Origin of the sequence: Kibdelosporangium phytohabitans, assembly GCF_001302585.1 — a bacterium.
GTDB lineage: Bacteria > Actinomycetota > Actinomycetes > Mycobacteriales > Pseudonocardiaceae > Kibdelosporangium > Kibdelosporangium phytohabitans.
This window is the reverse complement of record NZ_CP012752.1, coordinates 3,854,680-3,874,480: the sequence shown is the minus strand read 5'-3', so window position 1 is coordinate 3,874,480 and position 19,801 is coordinate 3,854,680. Positions and strand designations below refer to the sequence as shown.

Sequence of the window (19,801 nt, the reverse complement as noted above, 5' to 3'; positions counted from 1 at the left end):
CGTCAGGGCGGATCCCCAAACCGCCGAGTGCTGACCGCACGTCCACTTTCCCAGTCGCACGAGGAGATCATGGTGACGGTAACCGCTGACGACCTGGACGCGGCGGTCGCCAGCGTCGTGACCGCGCTGCGTCCGGTGACCGATCGGGACTGGGCAGCGGCGACCGGCACCGGCGACTGGGACAGCCGGCACACGGCAGAGCACCTCGGGGACTGCCTGTTGTCCTACGCGGCACAGCTCATCGCCCAGCCCGCCGAGCGTTACGTGCGTTTCCTCGCCAACGCCGACAAAGACGCCTCCGCGGCCGAAGTACTGGAGTTCATGATTGTCGGCGCGGGACTGCTGGCGTCCGCGGTACGGACAGCCGCGCCGTCCGTCCGTGCCTACCACCCCACCGGTACCTCCGACCCCGAAGGCTTCGCGGGGATGGGCTGCGTGGAAGTGCTCGTGCACGGCGTGGACATCGCACGCGGGCTCGGCGTCCCCATCGAACCGCCGCGCGACACGTGCGCACGTGTTGTCGCCCGGATGTTCCCGCATGCCACTGCCGATGTCACGGACTCCTGGACGGCGTTGCTGTGGGCTACCGACCGGGTGGAGTTGCCGGGTCACCCGCGGCAAGAAGGGTGGAAGTGGCGTGGCAGCCCCATGACGGATTGACGACACCGCATGGACGGAGTGGTCGCCGCGCACGCGGCAGTGGTGGAATCGACCGGGCACGCCTTCGCCGAACGGAGGGTGGAATGACTCTGTCGCAAGCACTGCCGGACAGCACCGCCGCGATCGGGGTGATCGGCGGCAGCGGTTTCTACGAGCTGTTCGACAACGCCGAGACGGTGCCCCTCACGACCCCGTACGGGTCTCCGTCGGGCGCGGTCACCATCGGCGAGGTGCACGGCCGCCGGGTGGCTTTCCTGCCACGCCACGGTTCCGGCCACAGTGTCCCGGCGCACCGGATCAACTACCGGGCGAACCTGTGGGCGTTGCGACAGCTCGGGGTCAGGCAGGTGCTGGCGCCGTGCGCGGTCGGCTCGCTCGACCCGGCGATCGGGCCCGGCAGCATCCTCGTCCCCGACCAGGTCGTGGACCGGACGCAGGGACGCGTAAGCACTTTCTACGACCACGGGGCCGTGCACGTCTCGTTCGCCGACCCGTATTGCCCGGTCGGTTGTGCGGCGGTGGACAAGGCAGGCGCGGCGCTCGGTGATCCGCCGAGGCTGGGCGGCACGATGGTCGTCATCCAGGGGCCGCGTTTCTCCAGCCGTGCGGAATCCCAGTGGTACGCGGCCGCAGGGTGGACCGTGGTGAACATGACGGGCATGCCGGAAGCCGTGCTCGCCAGGGAACTCGCCCAGTGCTACACGCCGATCGCGCTCGTCACCGACGTCGACGCCGGGGTCGACGCGGGCGAGTCGGTCACCCAGACGGGCGTCTTCGAGACGTTCGCACGCAACATCGGACGGTTGCGCGAGCTGGTGTTCCGCACGATCGACGAACTGCCGGCGGACCAGAACTGCACGTGCGGCCAAGCTCTCGACGGGGTGGTCCCGAGCCTTCCGCTGCCGGGCGGGCCCTTCCGTGCCGGATGACGCCGACAATTTTCTGTCGTGTGTTTGTCCACAATTCCGCGGACGTCACCGATCCCGGCTGACGAGAACCGGTCAGTGAATCGGTTCACTCTTCCTGGTCAAGACAGCGCGTGGATGTTGACGACCGCGAGAGGGGCCTCACTAATGTCGGCGATTGGATTCTCCATTCGATCCCGGAGCGGAATGCGGGGCTGGAACAGTGCGGTCACTCGTCGTTGGGCTGGGGCGTGCCGGAGCGGGCCTGCACCTCCCGGTACTGGCCAAGGCGCGCGCGGGCGTCGCGCACCTCTTCGACGACACGGACATCGTCGCCTGTGACCCCCAGGTGGACATGACCGGACGCCCCGGCCTGCGCGTGGTGCGCAGCGTGCGCGAGGCGTCCGGCATCCTCGACCCCGCGACCACAGTCACGCATATCTGCACACCGCCGACCGAACGATTCCAGGTGATCGCCGAACTAGCCGAACTCGGATTCCGCAAGCTGATCGTGGAAAAGCCGCTCGCGGCCGACAACGACGACCTCGCCCGCATCATCAGGCTGCGCCGGAAACACGCCCTGCACATCGAGGTCGTCGAACCGTGGCTGACGAGCACGCTCACCGGGAGGCTGGGCGAAGTGATCCGGCACGGCAAGTTCGGTGCGCTCAAGTCCATCGCCATCGCGCAGAACGAACCGCGTTTCCGGCGTTCGCTGAAGTCACCGGACCACCCGACGGCGTTCGACGTCGAACTGCCGCACGGAATCGCGCTCGCACTGCGGCTCGTGGGCGCGGCCCGCGTGACCCACGCGTCCGGCTACGACCTCGCGGTCGGCGACGTGGTCGTCCCCAGGATGGGCGGCGCCTGCGTCGGGCTGCGGCACAACCTCGGCGCACGGACCGAGATCAGCTCGGATCTGACCTCCCCGGTGCGTGAGCGGCGGATCACCATGCACTTCGAGAACGGCCTGGCGGTCGGGCACTTCGCGGTGAGCGATGACGACGACTATTCGCAGTTGACGTTGAGCACCAACGGTGTGCGCACCCACGAGGTCATCAGGGACGACTCGATGACCGAGTGGATGACCCAGGCGTACCGCAAGTTCCACGCGGCCGTCGAGCACGCCAAGGGCTTCACGTTCGCCGCCGAGGTCGTGCAACTGCTGTCGGTGGCCAAGAACATCTGCGCCGAGCCGGTCATGCCGTCGACGCGGGCAAGCGCTGACCCCGCGCCCAGCCGCGTCGGCTGACCTCAGACGAACACCCTGAGCAAGGCGGTGGCGGCGACAGCGGCGGCCACGCAGACGAGAACCGGTGCGCGCAACAGGTAGGTGATCGCGGCGGTGGACAGTCCGGCCGCGACCGTCCAGTCCGCCTCCGCCCATGACGGGCCCGCGAAATCGGTGACGACGATGCCCGCGAGGAGTGCGGGTGCGAGCAACGCGATCACCGCGGTCGCCTGCGCCGGCAGCGGGCGGTTGCCCAGCAACGCAGGCCCCGCCGCCTTGATGGTGAAGCTGACGGCCGCGACGAGCAGGATCGCTATCCACAGTGGACTCATTTGGCGGTCACCGCCGAACCGGCCCGCAGGCCGATCAGCGCGGCGCCGCCCGACCCGATGATCGCCAGGCCGATGGGGACGACCAGCGTCAGCACCGCGGCCAGCACCGCCGCGCTCGCGGCGACCAGCCGGGCCCTGGCCGAGCCGCGTATCTCGTCGATCAGCAGTACCAGGAAGAAAGCCGGGAACACCACGTCGAGCCCGAACCGGTGGATGATCTCGTCGGACGGCGCGGTGAGCGCGCCGAGCAGCGTGCCGAGCACCCAGGCCGGTAGTTGCACGAGCGTCGCCGCGAACATCTTCTCGCGGTCGTACTCGCCGTTGCCCTGATGGGCCGCCGCCCATGAGGCGTCGACGACCGCCTGCCCCTCCAGCGCCCGCCGCAGACGGCCGCCTTTCAGGTCCCCGGCGACCGCGATCCCCATCGGCAGGAACCGCGCGTTGATCATCGCCGCCGCGCCGACGGCCAGCCCGATCCCGCCGCCGCCCGCGAGTGCCGTAACCATCGCGAACTGCGCCGATCCGGAGAACACCAGCAGTGAGCAGGCCACCGGCGCCAGGATCCCCCAGCCCAGTGCGTGCGCCATGGCGCCGAACGTGATCGCCATGACGAACGTCGGCACGCCCAGCCCCAGACCGACTCGTATGCCGGCCGCGTATCCGCTTTCGGTCGTTGCCATATCGGTAGGCTAACACCCTAAGCACAGTTTAGCTTGTTAGGTTACACTCGGTGATCGTGACGGACAGTTGGCACGGGTACGACTTCCTCGGCGGTCACATCGCGCTTGACCTGGTCAACACGGTGTCGTGGCGGCTCGCGCCCGCCAGACTGGTCGACCGGCTCGACCTGCCGGATTTCCTGCCGCAGTGGCTCACGAAAACGGGCATGACGCCCCACGGCGCGGTCACCCCCGAGCTGGTCACGGCCTTGACCGGGCTACGCGAGACCGTGTACCGGCTGTTGGTCGCGCCCGAACAGGCCGACGTCGCCCGATTCGGCAAGTACCTCACGGCCGCGCGACGGCAGGCCGTGGCCGAGCCGTCCCTGCCGTTGCGGTGGACCGTCCCCGTCGAGCGGCCGGACGACGTCGTGCCCGCGCTGACCATCGCCGCGGACGAACTGCTCACGTCACCCGATGCCGCGTTGGTGGGCGAGTGCTCGGGTCCGGGCTGTGGCTGGCTGTTCATCGACCGCACCCGCAACCGCTCCCGGCAGTGGTGCAGTTCCAAGGACTGCGGCAACCGGGAACGGGCCCGCAGGCACTACCGGCGCTCCAGGGGCAATTCCGATGCGGCCGACGTGGGAAATCCCTAACCTGGTGCCGTGGAAGACCCGCGATTCCTCCTCGCCCGCGTCCTCGGCTTCGCCACGTCCTGCGAGGGCATCGACGCCGTGGTGCAGACGGGCTCACGAGCTCGCGGCCAGCGCGTCGACGCCTTGTCCGACCTCGACATCGAACTGATCGGGCCGGGCGCGCCGCTGCTGGCGGGGCGGGACGAGTGGCTGGCGGACATCGCCCCGACGCTCGTCAGCATCCACCTCGACAACGAGGACGACGAGGACGGGCCCGGCTGGCCGACGTGCCTCGTGGTCTTCGCCGACGGCCGCAAGGCCGACTTCACGCTGGCCGGACCCGAGCGCCTGGCCGCGATGAAGGAGCACGGCCTCGACGAGCTGTACGGGCGCGGATACGTGGTTCACCTGGACAACACGGGAATCACCGCCGATCTGTCCCCTTCGGACCCCACGCCACCGGAGCGCGAGGCACCGGACGCCGAGGGCTTCGAGGTGAACCAGCGGGAGTTCTGGTTCGAAACCACCCAGGTCCCGGTCTACGCCAAGCGCGGCGACCTGTGGCCGGCGACGAGCAGGCTGGCCGAGACGCGCGAGCTGTTGCTGACGATGCTCGAGTGGTACGCGGGCACCCGGTCCGGCGAACCCGTCGACACGTGGCACAACGGCCATCACATGGCCGAATGGCTCGGCCCGGACCACTCACGGATACCGGCGACGTTCGCCCGTTACGACGCCGACGACATCATCCGGGCACTGCGAGCCACCGCCGACCTCTACGCGGACATCGCGGCACGGACAGGCAAAACCCTTTCGTTGCCGGTGCTGGACCTGCACGACCGCGTCCTGGCGCACGTCGACGCCGTGTACCGGGAGGACTGAGGCTCAGCCGAGTTCCTTGCGCGCTCCGCGCAACACCTTCGGCAACAGCAACAAGCTCGACGGGCGCTTCCAGGTGACACCGGCCAGCAGCTGCTTGAGGATGGACAGCGAGTCGTAGTAGATCCGTTCGCAGACCAGCTCGTCCCCCTCGAACAGGAAGAACGCGGTCATCCGAACTTTGAAGGGACGACCGGTCGGCGGGATCGCGCCGTACGGGCCGCGTTGCGTGCCCAGCAGGTGGAACTCGCAGATCACCGCGTCGTCCGCGTGCCGCAGCTTGATCATCTCGTGCCGCTGGTCGGGGAAGGCGGTGCGGGTGGCGTGGTAGTAGCCGCGCACAGCCGCTTCCCCGTCGTGCACGACACCGGTCGGGATCAGCTCGTACCGCGGGTGCGGGAACGTGGACAACGCGCTGTCGAAGTCCTGTTTGACCTCGTCGGCGAAGTGGTCGAGCACGAGCTTCTCGCGCCTGGCCCGCAGTTGTTCGTCCACCATCTCGCCACCCCGGTTTCGTCGGCGTCACCGGCCGTGAGGCTAGCAGCCCGGTGACATCTGTTGCGTGACAACGGCAAAGGTGAACACCGCGTTCAATGTGGACCTTACCGCTATGGTCGTCGGCATGGTGCGTGCGGGAAAGATCGTCCTGACTGTCGCCCTGGCCGCCACGATGCTGGGGCCGGCGGTAGCCGACTTCAACGACAGTCACGTGTTCAACCCGGACTGGCCGCCGCACGCGCGCTTCCACGCGGTCATGCTGCTGGCGGTCGGGATCGGCGTGTCGATCGCCGGGCTGTGGCTCGTGTGGCGGCGTTCGCCGGACCCGGCCACAGGTCTGCGGGTCGCGGCGGCGGTGCCGGTGGTGGTGTGGGGCGCTTTCTTCGTGCCGCTGTTCGTGCCCGGCACCAGCGTCGAGGAGTACCCGGGTGAAGTCGGCCGCCTGCTGGGTGTTCCGCTCAACCTGGTGCTGGCTGGGGTTTTCATGGTGCTCGCCGTGGCCGGATACAGGCTGTCCGCCCACGGCGAGAGACCTAGCCGATGAACACCGTCTGCATGATCCTGCCGCAGTCACCGTTCTCGTCGGACAGTTGACCGACGGCCAGGCCGGACCCACCGGGGCTGGTGGTGGTCGACGTCCGCATGCAGAACCACTCCCCCACCGGATCGCGGTGCAACGCGACCGTCACGTCGGTGTTGATCACGAACTGGTGCCGGTGGTCGATCTCGAAGCCGATGGCCCAGCTCGCGTCCGCCAGCGTGAGCACACGGGAAAGCGCTGTGTCCTTTTCGCCTTCCACCAAGGGAATCCGCTGCCGCGCCCACGCCGCCCCCGGACCAGGCGTGTCGAAGGTGCCGCCGTCGAGGAACCGCCACTCGATGGCGGAGAGGTAGCCGTCGTTGTGCGCGCCGGACAGCCCGTGGTCCGGTTGCGGGCCGGGCACCGCCGGAGGTGGCGGTTGCCGGCGTACCTCAGGCGTGTGGTCCGGGCTGGGTGCCATCCGCCACGCCCGCGCGAGCATGACCGGCTCACCGTCGGCCAGCAGTTCGCCTTCGAGCAAGTCGGTCCGCTTGCCGGAACGCAGGGCGCGAACGTCCACTCGCACCTCGCCGACCGGCACGGGCTTGGGGATCTCCAAGGTGATCCGCGCGACTCGCAGGTCCGTCCGGCCGCCGAAGCGCCGCAACGCCCGCCCGAGCAGCGCGGACGGCGGCCCGGCGTGCTGCGTCCGCGGACTCCACGGACCGGCTGTCGCCGGGCTGCTCGCGTACCGACCGTCTCCCAGGTCCTGGTAGAACGCCGTCTCTGCCATGTCCGGATCTTAGGCGGACGGCGAATGCGCTGCCCTCACCGCCGGTAGCCGTGCGGCTGGTACACGGGATACCCCTGCACCGGGTGGGACTGCGGGGCGATCGCACCCTTGAGCTTCGCGATCCCGTAGAGCAGATACCCCGTTGCCACGACGGCGACGAGGAACACGAGCACGGTGACGATGAAATCGCTGTCGTCCGGATCGAGGAAGCCGCCGTAGAGGCTCACGCTCGCCGCGAGGAAGTACAGCAGGTAGGCCAGCGGGAAGACCACCCAGGTCAGCGGATGCCACCAGCGGGCGTCGGCCTGGTTGCGGCCGACGGCGACCCAGTCGACGAGGACGGCGAGCGGCGTGAGCAGATGCTCGAACAGCGACCACGTCTCGTCGAGATCACCCTCCATAATGGTCATGAAGGTGACGCCGACGAGCAGCAGCAACACAGCAGTGGCCCCGCGCAGCCACGGCGACCGCGGCTCATGCCGCCTGCCCCGGGTGAACAACGGGTACAGCGCGAGTCCGAGGTAGACCACCCCGGCGAGCAGGCTGGCCTGCTGGCTCAGGCCCGGCCACGGGTTGTTCATCTCGGCGACCGCCGCCCCGAACCCGGTGAAGGCGAAAGCGGCGATGAGCAGCCGCCACACGGTGACGCCGACCAGCACCCCGGCCTTCACCCGCGGCCCGGCCACATGCCCACCAGGGGGATAGGGCGCATAGCCCGGTTGCTGCCACGATCCACCGCCGTACGTCATGATCGCCCGCCTTCCCCAGAACAGGCCACCGGCGCCTGTGTACGGCACCACCGTAAGCCATCCGCCCGCACAAAACCGCACATCCGCACTTCTCAGCGCCCTGGGTACGAGCGCGAAACCTGGTTGCGCCCGGACGGCGGGACACCACAATCGCAGCCGTGAGCAGCCGACTGCGCGGGATCGCGCGTGACACCGTCGCCATCTGCGATCGCGGTTCGTATTCGACCGCGGCGGGCACAGTCATGTTCGCCGACGCGGTCGCCCGAGCAGTGGCCTCGACCCGGCTCTACACGCCGGAGGACGTGCTGCGCCTGCCCGAGCAGCAGGCCGCGTTGCCCGGGGTCGAGGTGACCAACGAGTCGACGCTCGCGGCGGCACACCGCCTCGGCGGTCCCGTCGCCTGTCTGGTCTTCGCCTCGGCACGCAATCCCGGTGGCGGATTCCTCAATGGAGCACAGGCACAGGAGGAAAGCATCGCCCGCGGCTCGGCGCTGTACCCGTGTCTGCTCGCCGCCAAGGACTTCTACACCCACCACCGGGCTGACGACGACCTCACCTACAGCGACCGGGTCGTGCACAGTCCGGACGTGCCCGTGTTCCGCAACGACAAAGGAACACTGCTGCCTGAACCCTGTCCAGTCGCATTCCTCACGGCAGCGGCTCCCAACAGAACGGCTGTTGTCCGCAACCAGCCCGAACGCGCCGACGGGATCCCCGCCGCGCTGGAGCGACGTGCCGCCCGCGTGCTGCGGGTCGCTTCCGTGCATGGACACCGGCGGCTCGTGCTCGGTGCCTGGGGATGCGGTGTCTTCGGCAACGATCCCGCCACGGTCGCCCGTGCGTTCCGGAACGCCTTGCACGACAACCGCTACTTCGACGAGGTCGTGTTCGCTGTGCTGGACCGGCAGTCAGGAACACCGACGCTGACGTCCTTCGCCGAGCAGTTCACGCAACCCTGGTGAAGGTGGGATCCGGGCCTCAGCGCGGGTGGCCCACACGACGCGCGTGCCGCCGCTGACTTCGGTGAAGGTCGTGCGTCCTGCTCGTGGCGTGACGAGGGCTCGATACGGTCGACGACAACTCCGTGACGTAGACGGTTCGTAGCGGGTGATGCGTACGCGGAAGTGTCCGATTGTCCATAGGTGCATAGGTTCGGCGTTGGACAGCTTGTCCGGATTCGGCGAGGATTGTGCCGCGCTGACGTCCGGCTCCGTGCGGACGGCCCAGGAAGCCTCCTCGGGCTGTTCTGGCTGGTCGTCATCGAGACACAGCGCGCAGCCAGAACGTGACACCCGAAGATTGTTCCGCGTCACAACAGCAGGTCAGGAGCGTGCGGCGGCGGTCTTGCGGTCGTTGGCCTTCTGCAGCGCCTCCACCAGCTGCGCCTTGGTCATCCTGGAGCGCCCTGGTACGCCCAAGCGCTTGGCCAGGTCGTAGAGGTGCTGTTTGCTGGCGTTGGCGTCCACCCCACCCGCGGTCTCCGCCGGCTGCTCGGCGCTGCCGCGCTCGGCTTGCTCGTCCGACGGGCCGCGCTTCTCCTTGGCTTCCCAGTGGTCGCCCACCTTCTCGAAGGAGTGCTTCAACGCGGAGTAGGCCGTGCGGTACGCGCGCTCGCCCTCGCCGTAGGTCTCGATCGCGGAGTCGTGCGTCTTGACCCAGGTGTCCTGGGCCTTCTTCGACGAGCGACGCACTGTACTCGGCAGGTTCTCCCGTCCGGGCATGGTCCACCACCTCCGGTCACAGGGAATACCCGGCTCGCGGCGGTCTTAACCGTGCGGTCCGGCGGTGAACAGCAGGGTGGGGAACGCGGACTCGCCGAGTTCGAGCAGTTCGGTGACCGCGGCGTCGTCGAAACCGGCCACGGCACAGCACGCGATCCCCGCGGACGCGGCGACGAGATACAGGTTCTGCGTCATGATCCCGGAGTCGACGTGCAGGGTGCGGTAGTGCCGGATCGGGTACTTCGCCAGGGTGACGTCCAGGCGGGCGACCACCGCGAGGACGACCGCGGCACGGTCCGCGAACTCGGGCTGCCCGAGCACGGAACGCAATGCCGGTGTGGGGTCGCCGAGCCGCAACGCCGAAAGCGTCCCTTTCAGGCGGTCATAGCGGTGTACGCCAGCGGGAACGTCGGCCACGTCGCGCACGATGGCGTAGACGTCCAGCGACGGCAGTCCTCCCGCGGACGGCGCCATGGAGAACTGATGCCCGCCGGCCAGCCGCTGCGGACCCGCGGCCCACCCCAGCAGTGTCGCGATGTCCTGTGTGGACAAAGATCCGGTGCCGTAGTCGTACGCCGAACGCCGCCGGGTCAGCGCGTCGCCCAAGCCCAGGTCGAGCGGAAGCCGGGCAGGAAGCTGGACGGTCCCGCCTCCCGGACCCAGGCCCGACGTGTCCAACGAACCAGCGGGCGGGCCGTTGAGGAACGTGTGCACGCGGGCGATCGCCTCCGTCATGCGCCGCGCCGCAACACCGGCGTGATCCACGCGGCCGCAACACCCAGCGCCAGAACGGAAAGCCCGATGGCGAGCCCGCCGCGTGGCCCCCAGCAGACGGACACGGCACCGGCCACCGCCGCACCCACCGGCTGGCCGATCCCCCACGACAGCATCCGGCACGTGGTGTTGACCCTGGACTGCAGTTCCGCGGGAATCTCCTGCTGCCGGTACGTGATCGCGTTGAGCACGACCGTCGAGTGGGCCGCGCCCCACAACATCGCCGCGGGCAGGGCCACGAACCAACAGGTGCTGGCCAGGACCAGCGCGCCACACGCCAACGACGCCGGCAACGCCCCCAGTGTCACGCGAGCGGGACCGAACCGCCTGCCCAGCACCGGCACGAGCCGTGACGCCGCCAGCCCGCCCACTCCCCAGCAGCTGAACAGGAACGCGAGCCGCAGGTCACCGGACGGCGCGATGCCCAGCACTTTGTCCGCCCATGGCACGAGCATCGCCACCCAGGCGCCACCGGCCACGGCGTGTGTCGTCCCCACCAGGGTGAGCGTCCGCACAACCTTGTTCTGCCACAGGAATCTCAGCCCGGTGGCGACGTCCGCCTTCGTCCGGACGGGCGGCGACAGCGGCGCGCGGATGCCCGCGATCAGCGCAGCGGCGGCGACCGCCGTGATCACGTTGACGGTGATCAGCGACGCGGGCGCCAGCGATGCCACGAGCAGTCCGGCCAGTGCGGGCACGAACAGTTCGATCGACGTGGTCGCCGCGTACAGCGTGGCGAAGGCGGAAGTCAGCCGTTGCTTGCCGACCAGGGTGGGCAGGGCGCCGAAGTTGGCGGCGTCGAAGAAGACGAAGCAGGTCTGCACGACGAACCCGACGACGATCACCTGGGTCGCGGTCAGCACACCGCTGTACCAGGCGATCGGGATGCTGGCCAGTGCGAGACCGGTGACGACCTCCAGGCGCACCATCAGTTCCCGCCGCCGGACCCGGTCGGCCAGCGCACCCGCCAGCAGGCCGAACAGCAGGTACGGCGCCGCTTCCGTCGCGGCGACCGCGGCCGTCCAGCCCGGCGAGCCGGTCAGCTGGTAGACCAGGACGGGCAGGGCGACGAGGGAAACCAGGCTGCCTGTCATCGACACGACACGAGCGGCGAGGTAATGCCGGAAGTCCCGATCCGTTCTCAGATCCACTCGTGTCTCCGCTGATGCCACCCGCCCACCCTAACGAAAACAGTTACCGTTTTCATCTGTGGCGACGGTCACAGCCCTTCAGGTGTTGAAAATGGTTGTCATGTGTGGCTGGCTAGGAAGGGAAAACGACGAGGAGGAGGTGACAACACATGAAGGACATCTTTGTGAGCGTCGAGGCCGAGCGGGCCCTGCCGCACAACTCTGCCAGCCACAGCAACGCGCTGGTCGAGAACCCGTTCGACGACAACGACGAGTGATTTCCAGACGGTGCCGCCCGACCCGGGCGGGCGGCACCGTCGCCCCACCGCGACCGAAAGAGGTGCCCATGTCGTCCGGCAACGAGGGATTACGGCCGGGGGCCGCGCTGTTCCCCAGCCCGCGCAACGGAATGGCGTTGCGCGACGCCAACGGCAACCTCTTCGACCTCGCGCTGGACGAAGACACGTCCACCGCCGTGCGGGCCGCGTTGACCGGGGACGGCCGGCCACCGGCGGAACTCGCCGCGTTCCGCGCAGCGGGACACCTCGGGCAGCGCCGCCCCTGGCCGGATGAGCGCGCCAGGATCGGCATCCTCGCCGAACCGGCGATCGCCCAGGTCCTGACCGCCCAGTTCCGCCGAGCAGGCGCGGCCCCAGTGCCCGTCACAGCGGGCGACACGGCAGACGTGCACGCCGTGTGCGCGGTGCACGACGGCCCGGCTCCGACGTGGTGGAGTGACCTCGACTCCTTGCTCAACAAGGGAATCGGATGGCAGCGGGTGTACCGGGAGGGACGCCACGTGCTGTTCGAACCCGTCGCCGACGACCTGCCGCACGCGGACGTCCGAGCACGCCGCCTGGCCGCGGCCGGATCCGGCCACGAACACCTCGAAACGTACTGGACCAGTTGTGCCACCAAGGAAGCGGTACTGGGTGACGAACACCTGACCGCTGCCGAGATCACGCTCGTGTGCGCCATGGCGGCGCAGGACTTGGAACGCTGGGCACGCGGCACACGACACCGCGAAAGCGCGTTCGTGCCCGAGACGATTCCGCCGGCACGGCGCCTGCGTGTGGTGGACCTGGACACATTCGCGATCAGCGATCACCCCGTTCTGCCGGTTCCCCCGTGCGCACCCTGACATGCCCGGTGCCTGGCGCGGACCTCGCGCTGACCGTGGTCGAGGCCGCGGCGCCCGGTCCGGTCGTGCTGATCCGCACGCCCTATGGCAGGCAGAACCACTTCGCCGAGGCCGAAGGCTGGGCCAGGCGGGGTTTCCCATGCGTGATCGGCGATGTCCGCGGCCGCTTCGGGTCCACTGGCGACTTCGAGCCGTACCGCCACGAAGAAGCCGACGGCGCCGCGGTGGTCGACTGGATCGTCCGGCAGCCCTTCTGCGACGGACAGGTCCTCCCGGTCGGTGGCTCGTACGCGGCCCATTGCGCGATCACGGCCGCCCTCGCCCGGCAGGACAAGGTACGCGGAGTCATCGCCGCGGTTCCGGCGCTGGGTCTGGGCGCGACCATCCGTGAGCCCGGCGGCGCGGCACGGCTGGCCTGCCGGGTCGGCTGGTGGTCCGAGCACGGCGACACACGACTGCCCCGCGCCCCTCGCGACACCCGTGAACTCGCCAAACGGGTACCGGTCAGCGACATTCACCCGAAGTCGCCCGGCTGGCAGCGGTTGTGGACGGCGCCACGGCGAGACAGCGCACTGTGGAACGAGATGAAAGACACCCGGCTCCCGTTGCTCGCTGTCGGCGGGCTGGCTGACCCGTTCGCCGCTGACACGGTCGACCTCGCACGCACTTGGGGCGGGCCCGCGCGACTGTTGATGGGACCGTGGGGACACGAGCTGGACACACGCCAAGCGCTGGGCCACAAGATCGGGAAGGCGTACCTGGACTGGGTTCACGCGCTCGACAGGCTGCGAGGGCACAAGGAACTGATCGCCGTCACCGACGAGGGCGATTGGCGTGTCATGACCGCGCCACAGACCAGGTTCGAGCTGGCGGTGGAGCGGGCCGGGTTCGTGGCCGATCCCGATCGGCCCTACCCGGACCATCGCGGACACAACTACGCGATCCTGCGTACTTCGCTCCCGCAGGGCGAGATCCACGGCCCGCTCACGGTCGAGCTGAACGCCAAAGCCGACTGCGCTGACGCGGACTGGTTCGCGCACGGATGGCTGGACGACACGTACCTGGGACACGGAGTACGCCGAATCCGCGACGGCGCCACGAAGTTCACCGTGGACTGCCCACCGGCCGGCGCCAAGGCCACGGCGAACGCCGTGCTGACGATCGAGATCTCCGGGCACAACTGGCCGAGGCACGCCCGAAACCCGCACACCGGCCAGGACCCTTTCACCGCAACCGAACTACTGCCCAGCACCAGAACAGTGCTCGCCGCGACGGCCGTCCTGCCGTGGGCGCCGGAGGGCGCGGACGCCGTACGAGCCGAGGAGATCGCCGCGTGACACTCACCACCGAATCCCTTGTCGATCCGCTGACCGGTGTCGTCCGGCGGCTCGTCGACGTCGAACCCGTACCGGGCATGCCGTCGAGCTACCTCGGGGTGACCGCGGAGGTCGCCGACGCCCGCAGGCTCGGGGCGTGGCCGGCCGACCGGGTCAGCCTCGGCACGAGCTTCGGCGACGTCCGGACCGCACGGGCCGCGGCGCTGGGCGAAGCCGTGGAACGCTACTGCGGCAACCGGGTGCCACCAGGTCTGCGCGTCGCCGCGGCGCGGGAACTGGCCGCGGCAGGCCACAGGGTCTTCGGGCCCGGCGACCTGCCGTTCTTCGCCGACTGGCAGTACGAGGTGGAACGCTTCCCGTACCGGTTCTTCGACGACGACCTGGAACTGACCTGGGCACAGGGAACCGAGGACGGCGAACCGTGTTACGCGCCCGCGTCCTGGGTGTACCTGAACTACCACACCAGTGCCCGGCGCAAGCAACCGCGGCTGCATCACCTGAACTACGCGGGCATCGCCACCGGGGTCGGTGCGGACGACGCCTTCGAGCGGGGCCTGCTTGAGCTCGTCGAACGGGACGCGCTCGAACTCTGGTGGCACCTGGGCGCCCCGACGACGGGCATCGACATCGCGTCGGTTCCCGGTCTGCCCGAACGGCTCGCGGGTTCACGGCTGCAGGTCCACCTCGTGCAACTGCCCAGTGAACACCCGGTTGCGGTGGTCGCGGCTGTGGTGATCGACCCGGAGACCGGGATTGTCGGCGGTGGCGGGGCAGCCCGGTTCGACCCGGTGCAAGCCTGCACCAAGGCGGTTCTGGAAGCCGTGCACACGTGGGTGTTCACACTCGGGCTGCTCGACAAGTCGGGGTGGGTGTTCCAGGCGATCGACGCCGGGGTGCTCGCCGAAGGGCTCTACCTGCCGCACCGGGACGACCGCGGTTACCTCGCCGACGCGGGCGAGAACTTCCGGCGTGTCCGTGATCTCGGCGCCCAGGTGCAGATCTGGCTGGACCCGGCGGTTCAGGAGCAGTGGCTGCACCGGTTCACGCGTCCGTCGTCCCGGATCGACGCCGCTGAGCTGCCGACCGGTGACCTGGCCGCGCTCACGGCGGGCCTCGCGGGCAACCGGATCGCCACCTTCGACCTGACCAGCCCGGATGTGGCGGAAACACCGCTGCGGGTGATCCGCGTGTGCGCGACCGGCCTGGTTCCCAACGCGCCCGCCGCGTTCCGGTACCTGGGGCTGCCGCGCTGGCAGCAGGTCGCCCAGTCCCGCGGCTGGGACGACGGCCTCGTCCTGGTTCCACCACCGTTCCTGTAGCAAGAAGGGCTTGGCATGATCGAAGTTGGACTGGCATCGGTGACCCTGCGGCACAAGTCCGCCGCTGACGTGGCCGCCATCGCCGCCGGCGCCGGACTGGGTGTCGTGGAGTGGGGCGGCGACATCCACGTCCCCGCCGGCGACCTCACCGCGGCGAGCCAGGCGCGCAAACTCTGTGACGACAACGGGCTCGCGGTGGGTACGTACGGTTCGTACCACAAGCCGGGCGAGAGCGACCCGGGCGAGTTCGCCGGTCTGGTCCGGACCGCTGTGGAGCTCGGCGCGCGGCGGATCCGGGTCTGGGCGGGCACCCGGGCGTCCGCGGACGCGGGCCCGCACTACCGCGCCGAGGTCACGTCCGCGCTCCGGCGGTGTGCCGACCTCGCCGGGCAGCAGGGGATCCCGGTCACGGTCGAGTACCACGTGGAATCGCTGACCGACGACATCGACTCCGCGCTGGCGATGTACGCCGAGGCCGGCTCGGCCGGCCTGGTGGCGCACTGGCAGCCGCGGGAATCCCCGATCGTCGGCCAGTGCCTGGCCGAAGTCCGTGCCCTGTTGCCGGCGTTGGCCTCGGTGCACGCGTTCTCGTGGGGACCCGACGGGTACACCGAGCGGCTTGCGCTGGGTGCGCGCGAGGACCTCTGGCGCCCGGTCTTCGAGCTCCTGTCCATGAAGGACACCGTCGAGGTGCTGCTCGAGTTCGTGCCGGACGACGACGTCGACGCGCTGGTCCGCGACGCCGGGACGTTGCGTCAGCTCGCGGCCGTGTCGTAGGAGCACATCGGCTTTCCGGTGAGGTCGTCCCGCCACACCCGTCCTCGCACGCCGAACACCGAGTGCAGCAGTTCGGCGTCGACGACCTCATCGGCCGGCCCGTGGGTGTGCACCACGCCGTCGCGCAACGCGACGATCCGGTCGGCGTACCTCGCGGCCTGGCTGAGGTCGTGCAGCACGGTGACCACCGTGAGCCCGCGTTCCCGCTGCAACCGGCGTACCAGCTCCAGCACTTCTAGCTGGTGCCGCACGTCCAGGTAGGTCGTCGGTTCGTCCAGCAACAGCACGGGCGCGTCCTGCGCCAACGCCAACGCCAGCCTCGCCCGCTGCCGTTCACCACCGGACAGGCGATCCACCTGCGCGTCAGCCAGGTCCAGCATCGCCGTGTCAGCCAACGCCGTGTGCTCGGCTTTGTCCTGTCCGTCGGCCAGCATGCCCAGCGGTCCGCGCACGGCGTATCGTCCTTGCCGCACAAGCTGTCTGACCGTCATCGCGCCGACCGGCGGCATCGACTGGGACAGAACCGCCACCCGGCGCGCGATCTCCCTGCGGGACAGCGCGGTCAACGACTTGCCTTGGATCGCGACAGTACCGCCTGCGGGGGCGTGCAAACCGGCGAGTACCCGCAGCAACGTCGACTTGCCGCATCCGTTGCGGCCGACCAGAGCAAGCCAGCTGCCCTGCTGCACCGCGACTGAAACCTTGTCCAGCACGGTATTCGCGCCGAAGCGAACCGTGATGCCCACCGCGTCGATCATCGAGCTCCTCCCACCGCCGCCGTGGACGTCCGTTTCGCCACCCGCACCATCACCACCGCGCCTGCCACCGCCGTGATCGCACCGGCGGGCAGATTCGCGTTCTGCGCCACGATGTCGGCGGCCGACACCGTCGCCGCGCCGACGACAGCGGCAACCGGCAGCGCGATCCGTTGATCACTGCCGACCAGCGCGCGGGCCGCGTGGGGCGCCAGCAAACCGACGAACACCAACGCTCCTGTCGACGCGGCAGCCGCCGACGTGGTCAGCACAGCCAACATCAGCACGACGATCCGCCACGGAACGACTGCCACGCCCACGGCTTTGGCGTGGTCGTCGTCAACCGCGAGCACACTGAGAACAGCCGTCACCAGCACCGCACCGCCAAGCCCTGCGACGAGACACGGCCACAGCGCCGACCAGTGCTCCCAGCTCCGCCCGTTCAGGCTGCCGACCAGCCATCTGCTCATCGCGCCCGCCAGCTGGGGACGCGCGGTCAGCAGGATCAGCGTCAACCCGGACAGCACGGCGGACAGCAGGATGCCGATCACGGCGAGCCGCAGGGGATCCGCTCCGCCCACCGATGCCACCAGCCAGAGCACTCCCCCGCCCAGCAAGCCGCCGAGCAGGGCCACGACGAGCATCCCGACCGGCGACGAGAAGTCCCCGCCGAGGGTCGCGGCGACCACCGCGCCCAGGATCGCGCCTGAGCCGACGCCCGTGACCTCCGGTGACGCCAGCGGATTGCGCAACGTCGACTGCAGGATCATGCCCGCGACTCCGAGGCACGCTCCGGCACCCAGGCCGACGAGGACACGCGGGACCCGCAACTCGATGATGATCTTGTTACCGTCGAACAACGCCGTCAACGCCTCCACCGGCGACATCGAGGACCCGGTGAGCAACTGGACGAACGCCAGCACAGCCGTGACCACGGCCAACACCACAAGCCATCTCATACGCCCACACGCTTTCGCCTGCGCAACACCACAAGAACTCCCACTGTGACACCGATGGCCGCGGTCAGGCCGCCGACCGGTAATTCGACCGGGTACAGCACTGTCCGCGCGGCCAAGTCAGCCGCGGCGACGAGCAACGCCCCGAACACCATGGACCACACCGCCGTCGCGGTGCACACCAGACGCGCCAGTTGCGGCGCGAGGAACCCGATCCACGCGATCGGCCCGCAGAACCCCACCACCACGGCAATGAGCAGACAGGCGACCGTAAGCACGAGAACTCTGGCACGACCGGCGTTCAACCCGGTGGACGCGGCGGTCTCGTCACCCAGCCGCAACACCTTCAACGCAGGCAGGCACAGCACCGACACGGGCGCGAGTACCGCCAGCCCACCCCCCACGACCAGCACATCGGCCCAATCCGTCCCGGTCAAGGACCCCAGCAGGTACCGGATCAGCACACCCTGGTCACGCGAGTCGGCGAGGGCCGCGGCAGCCAGCAGGACCGCCTGCAACGCGGCACTCACGGCCGCACCGACCAACAGCGTGGCCTCGGGGCCGACCGCGCCGCGTACGGCCAGGAGCGTCAGCGCCGCGCCGGCAGCCGCACCGACCAGAGCGGGCAGCAAAGGCGCCCCGGGGACGTTCAGTCCGAAGACGACGCAGATGGTGACCGCGGCAGCCGAACCCCCGGACACACCGAGGAGCTCGGGCACCGCCAGCGGGTTGCGCAGCGACTCCTGGAGCATCAGCCCCGCGACGCCCAGCGCCCCGCCCGCCAGCAGACCCAGCAGCAGCCTCGGCGCCCGTAGTTCCACCACGACGACGTTCTCGATCCCAGACGCCACGAAGAGCCGGTTGATCCCGACGAACGGCGTACCCAGCATGAGTGAGCCCAGGACCAGCAGCAGAGCGACCGCGGCCCACACCCAACGGGTCAATTGGCGGGGACCTTGGCGACGGCCTCGTCGACCACCGCGGTGAGACTGCGCGTGCCGCGGCCGGATCCCCACAGCTTGGCGTGCGTCTCGTAGACGTGTCCTTGCTGGACAGCGGGGATGCGGCGCCACACCGGGTTGTCCGCGAGTTGTGCGCTCAGCGTCCGGTCCTTGTCGGAGAACAGCAGGGAGTACACGAACACGACGTCAGGTTGCTTGGCCAGCAGCTCTTCGACGCTGTAGTTGCTCGCGGTCGCTGTGTCCGCGCCCTTGGCGGGGAAGGGATACGTGAACAGCTGGCCGAGCAGGTCGCCTTTGAGGGACTGGCTGGTGTCCACGCCGATCGAGTCCGCGCTGCCGTACATCAGCAGCACTTTCCGCTTCGCTTGGCCGTTCTGGTGCGTCGCGGTGACAGCGGAGGCGAGCTTGTCACGGAAGCGCTGTTCGGCGCGCACGGCGGCGTCCGTACGGCCGGTGAGCGCCCCGAGGGCTCGCAGGGACTCCAGCGACTCCTGCCAGGTGGCCGGTTCCACCAGCCACAGCGGCGCGAACTTCTCGATCGCCGGGCGCAGCGGGTCGTGCACGCCCGGCAGGCCGATCACCAGATCCGGGCGCAGCGCACTGATGCTCTCGACGTCCTCGGACCCGAAGCTGCCCTTGACGACCGGGACCGCGGAGCCGCGCTCGCCCAGCAGCGCGGGGTGCGCCAGCAGGGTGGGGTTGCTCGTCGCGGCGGGCAGGATGTCCAGCTCGGTGAGCACGTCGTCGCAGAGTCCGTTGAGGCAGACGATCCGCTCCGGCGCCTTGGGCAGTTTCAGCTCGCGGCCCGCGACGGTGACCGTGAGGCCGGCGCTCAGCGGGCGCACTGCCCGGTCGATGACCGGGACGTCCGTGCGCTGGTCGGCGGGCCCGCTCTGCGCGACGGGCGCCGAGCACCCCGCGATCAGCAGACCAACGGCTAACAGGGCCACTCGCTTCACGATCGAACCTCACCTTAGTTGGAAACGATCGTCATTATCGTGTTCAGTAGTGGCTCGGTCAAGCTCCAGGGGAACCAGACATCCGGCGTGACTGGGACGTGACCGGCGC

Annotated in this window: 24 protein-coding genes; 12 read left to right on the top strand and 12 right to left on the bottom strand. The window is 69.4% G+C overall.

Annotated elements, in window-relative coordinates:
• Positions 1–69 precede the first annotated feature (69 nt).
• The 3 genes from AOZ06_RS17845 to AOZ06_RS17835 all read left to right on the top strand — a co-directional run bounded on the left by AOZ06_RS17845 (position 70) and on the right by AOZ06_RS17835 (position 2,817).
• A complete protein-coding gene (locus AOZ06_RS17845) occupies positions 70–660 on the top strand; it encodes a maleylpyruvate isomerase family mycothiol-dependent enzyme (RefSeq protein WP_225954803.1) in 591 nt (196 codons plus the stop codon).
• Positions 661–743: 83 nt separating this feature from the next.
• Positions 744–1,589 carry an S-methyl-5'-thioadenosine phosphorylase gene (locus AOZ06_RS17840; protein WP_054290436.1) on the top strand — a complete coding sequence of 282 codons (846 nt, stop codon included), beginning with the start codon at positions 744–746 and terminating at the stop codon, positions 1,587–1,589.
• Between the two features lie 199 nt (positions 1,590–1,788).
• On the top strand, positions 1,789–2,817 hold the full coding sequence (locus AOZ06_RS17835; RefSeq protein WP_054290435.1) for a Gfo/Idh/MocA family oxidoreductase: 1,029 nt from the start codon (positions 1,789–1,791) through the stop codon (positions 2,815–2,817).
• Between the two features lie 2 nt (positions 2,818–2,819).
• Here the strand turns inward: AOZ06_RS17835 and AOZ06_RS17830 are convergent, their stop codons facing one another.
• Together AOZ06_RS17830 and AOZ06_RS17825 are read right to left on the bottom strand one after the other, a co-directional pair.
• Complete coding sequence (locus AOZ06_RS17830) at positions 2,820–3,128, bottom strand: AzlD domain-containing protein (protein ID WP_054290434.1); 309 nt, start codon at positions 3,126–3,128, stop codon at positions 2,820–2,822.
• On the bottom strand, positions 3,125–3,808 hold the full coding sequence (locus AOZ06_RS17825) for an AzlC family ABC transporter permease (protein ID WP_054290433.1): 684 nt from the start codon (positions 3,806–3,808) through the stop codon (positions 3,125–3,127). The genes AOZ06_RS17830 and AOZ06_RS17825 overlap by 4 nt, the downstream gene beginning before the upstream one ends.
• Positions 3,809–3,864: 56 nt before the next feature.
• Here AOZ06_RS17825 and AOZ06_RS17820 point away from each other — a divergent pair, with 56 nt between their 5' ends.
• Both AOZ06_RS17820 and AOZ06_RS17815 read left to right on the top strand, forming a co-directional pair.
• Positions 3,865–4,443, top strand: coding sequence for a CGNR zinc finger domain-containing protein (locus AOZ06_RS17820; protein WP_054296715.1), 579 nt, complete (start codon positions 3,865–3,867; stop codon positions 4,441–4,443).
• A gap of 9 nt (positions 4,444–4,452) precedes the next feature.
• Complete coding sequence (locus AOZ06_RS17815) at positions 4,453–5,304, top strand: aminoglycoside 6-adenylyltransferase (RefSeq protein ID WP_054290432.1); 852 nt, start codon at positions 4,453–4,455, stop codon at positions 5,302–5,304.
• 3 nt (positions 5,305–5,307) lie between these two features.
• Here AOZ06_RS17815 and AOZ06_RS17810 read toward each other — a convergent pair whose 3' ends face one another.
• Positions 5,308–5,799, bottom strand: a complete 492-nt coding sequence (locus AOZ06_RS17810; RefSeq protein WP_054290431.1) for an ester cyclase — start codon at positions 5,797–5,799, stop codon at positions 5,308–5,310.
• A 124-nt stretch (positions 5,800–5,923) separates the two neighbouring features.
• Between AOZ06_RS17810 and AOZ06_RS17805 the strand changes: the two genes are divergently transcribed.
• Positions 5,924–6,343 carry a DUF6640 family protein gene (locus tag AOZ06_RS17805; RefSeq protein ID WP_063810370.1) on the top strand — a complete coding sequence of 140 codons (420 nt, stop codon included), beginning with the start codon at positions 5,924–5,926 and terminating at the stop codon, positions 6,341–6,343.
• Here AOZ06_RS17805 and AOZ06_RS17800 read toward each other — a convergent pair.
• On the bottom strand, positions 6,333–7,112 hold the full coding sequence (locus AOZ06_RS17800; RefSeq protein ID WP_054290429.1) for a thioesterase family protein: 780 nt from the start codon (positions 7,110–7,112) through the stop codon (positions 6,333–6,335). The two genes, AOZ06_RS17805 and AOZ06_RS17800, sit on opposite strands and share 11 nt — an antisense overlap.
• A 35-nt stretch (positions 7,113–7,147) precedes the next feature.
• Positions 7,148–7,912 carry a hypothetical protein gene (locus AOZ06_RS58380; RefSeq protein ID WP_179950826.1) on the bottom strand — a complete coding sequence of 255 codons (765 nt, stop codon included), beginning with the start codon at positions 7,910–7,912 and terminating at the stop codon, positions 7,148–7,150.
• Between the two features lie 107 nt (positions 7,913–8,019).
• Between AOZ06_RS58380 and AOZ06_RS17790 the strand changes: the two genes are divergently transcribed.
• Positions 8,020–8,823 carry a TIGR02452 family protein gene (locus AOZ06_RS17790; protein ID WP_054290428.1) on the top strand — a complete coding sequence of 268 codons (804 nt, stop codon included), beginning with the start codon at positions 8,020–8,022 and terminating at the stop codon, positions 8,821–8,823.
• 360 nt (positions 8,824–9,183) lie between these two features.
• Here the strand turns inward: AOZ06_RS17790 and AOZ06_RS17785 are convergent, their stop codons facing one another.
• Genes AOZ06_RS17785 through AOZ06_RS17775 form a run of 3 tightly spaced genes read right to left on the bottom strand, consistent with a single transcriptional unit; the run spans position 9,184 to position 11,507 of the window.
• Complete coding sequence (locus tag AOZ06_RS17785; RefSeq protein WP_054290427.1) at positions 9,184–9,582, bottom strand: ChaB family protein; 399 nt, start codon at positions 9,580–9,582, stop codon at positions 9,184–9,186.
• 45 nt (positions 9,583–9,627) lie between these two features.
• Positions 9,628–10,317: a SagB family peptide dehydrogenase gene (locus AOZ06_RS17780; RefSeq protein ID WP_054290426.1), complete on the bottom strand. Its 690-nt coding sequence runs from the start codon at positions 10,315–10,317 to the stop codon at positions 9,628–9,630.
• Positions 10,314–11,507 carry an MFS transporter gene (locus tag AOZ06_RS17775; RefSeq protein ID WP_054290425.1) on the bottom strand — a complete coding sequence of 398 codons (1,194 nt, stop codon included), beginning with the start codon at positions 11,505–11,507 and terminating at the stop codon, positions 10,314–10,316. The genes AOZ06_RS17780 and AOZ06_RS17775 overlap by 4 nt, the downstream gene beginning before the upstream one ends.
• A gap of 149 nt (positions 11,508–11,656) precedes the next feature.
• Between AOZ06_RS17775 and amiA the strand changes: the two genes are divergently transcribed.
• The 5 genes from amiA to AOZ06_RS17755 all read left to right on the top strand — a co-directional run bounded on the left by amiA (position 11,657) and on the right by AOZ06_RS17755 (position 16,060).
• Complete coding sequence (gene amiA, locus AOZ06_RS61075; RefSeq protein ID WP_241270789.1) at positions 11,657–11,764, top strand: streptamidine family RiPP; 108 nt, start codon at positions 11,657–11,659, stop codon at positions 11,762–11,764.
• Between the two features lie 68 nt (positions 11,765–11,832).
• Complete coding sequence (locus AOZ06_RS17770) at positions 11,833–12,627, top strand: hypothetical protein (RefSeq protein ID WP_054290424.1); 795 nt, start codon at positions 11,833–11,835, stop codon at positions 12,625–12,627.
• Positions 12,615–13,964, top strand: a complete 1,350-nt coding sequence (locus tag AOZ06_RS17765) for a CocE/NonD family hydrolase (protein WP_054290423.1) — start codon at positions 12,615–12,617, stop codon at positions 13,962–13,964. The genes AOZ06_RS17770 and AOZ06_RS17765 overlap by 13 nt, the downstream gene beginning before the upstream one ends.
• Positions 13,961–15,283: a YcaO-like family protein gene (locus AOZ06_RS17760; RefSeq protein ID WP_054290422.1), complete on the top strand. Its 1,323-nt coding sequence runs from the start codon at positions 13,961–13,963 to the stop codon at positions 15,281–15,283. Before AOZ06_RS17765 ends, AOZ06_RS17760 begins: the two co-directional genes overlap by 4 nt.
• A 15-nt stretch (positions 15,284–15,298) precedes the next feature.
• The gene (locus AOZ06_RS17755; protein ID WP_054290421.1) at positions 15,299–16,060 is read left to right on the top strand and encodes a sugar phosphate isomerase/epimerase family protein; all 762 of its coding nucleotides are present in this window, start codon (positions 15,299–15,301) and stop codon (positions 16,058–16,060) included.
• Here the strand turns inward: AOZ06_RS17755 and AOZ06_RS17750 are convergent.
• Genes AOZ06_RS17750 through AOZ06_RS17735 form a run of 4 tightly spaced genes read right to left on the bottom strand, consistent with a single transcriptional unit; the run spans position 16,039 to position 19,692 of the window.
• Positions 16,039–16,818 (bottom strand): ABC transporter ATP-binding protein, encoded by a 780-nt coding sequence (locus AOZ06_RS17750; RefSeq protein ID WP_054290420.1) that lies wholly within the window; start codon positions 16,816–16,818, stop codon positions 16,039–16,041. The genes AOZ06_RS17755 and AOZ06_RS17750 overlap by 22 nt on opposite strands.
• Positions 16,815–17,774, bottom strand: coding sequence for a FecCD family ABC transporter permease (locus AOZ06_RS17745; protein ID WP_054290419.1), 960 nt, complete (start codon positions 17,772–17,774; stop codon positions 16,815–16,817). The genes AOZ06_RS17750 and AOZ06_RS17745 overlap by 4 nt, the downstream gene beginning before the upstream one ends.
• Complete coding sequence (locus AOZ06_RS17740; RefSeq protein ID WP_225954804.1) at positions 17,771–18,715, bottom strand: FecCD family ABC transporter permease; 945 nt, start codon at positions 18,713–18,715, stop codon at positions 17,771–17,773. The genes AOZ06_RS17745 and AOZ06_RS17740 overlap by 4 nt, the downstream gene beginning before the upstream one ends.
• Positions 18,712–19,692: an ABC transporter substrate-binding protein gene (locus AOZ06_RS17735; RefSeq protein ID WP_083471762.1), complete on the bottom strand. Its 981-nt coding sequence runs from the start codon at positions 19,690–19,692 to the stop codon at positions 18,712–18,714. Before AOZ06_RS17735 ends, AOZ06_RS17740 begins: the two co-directional genes overlap by 4 nt.
• Between the last annotated feature and the right edge of the window lie 109 nt (positions 19,693–19,801).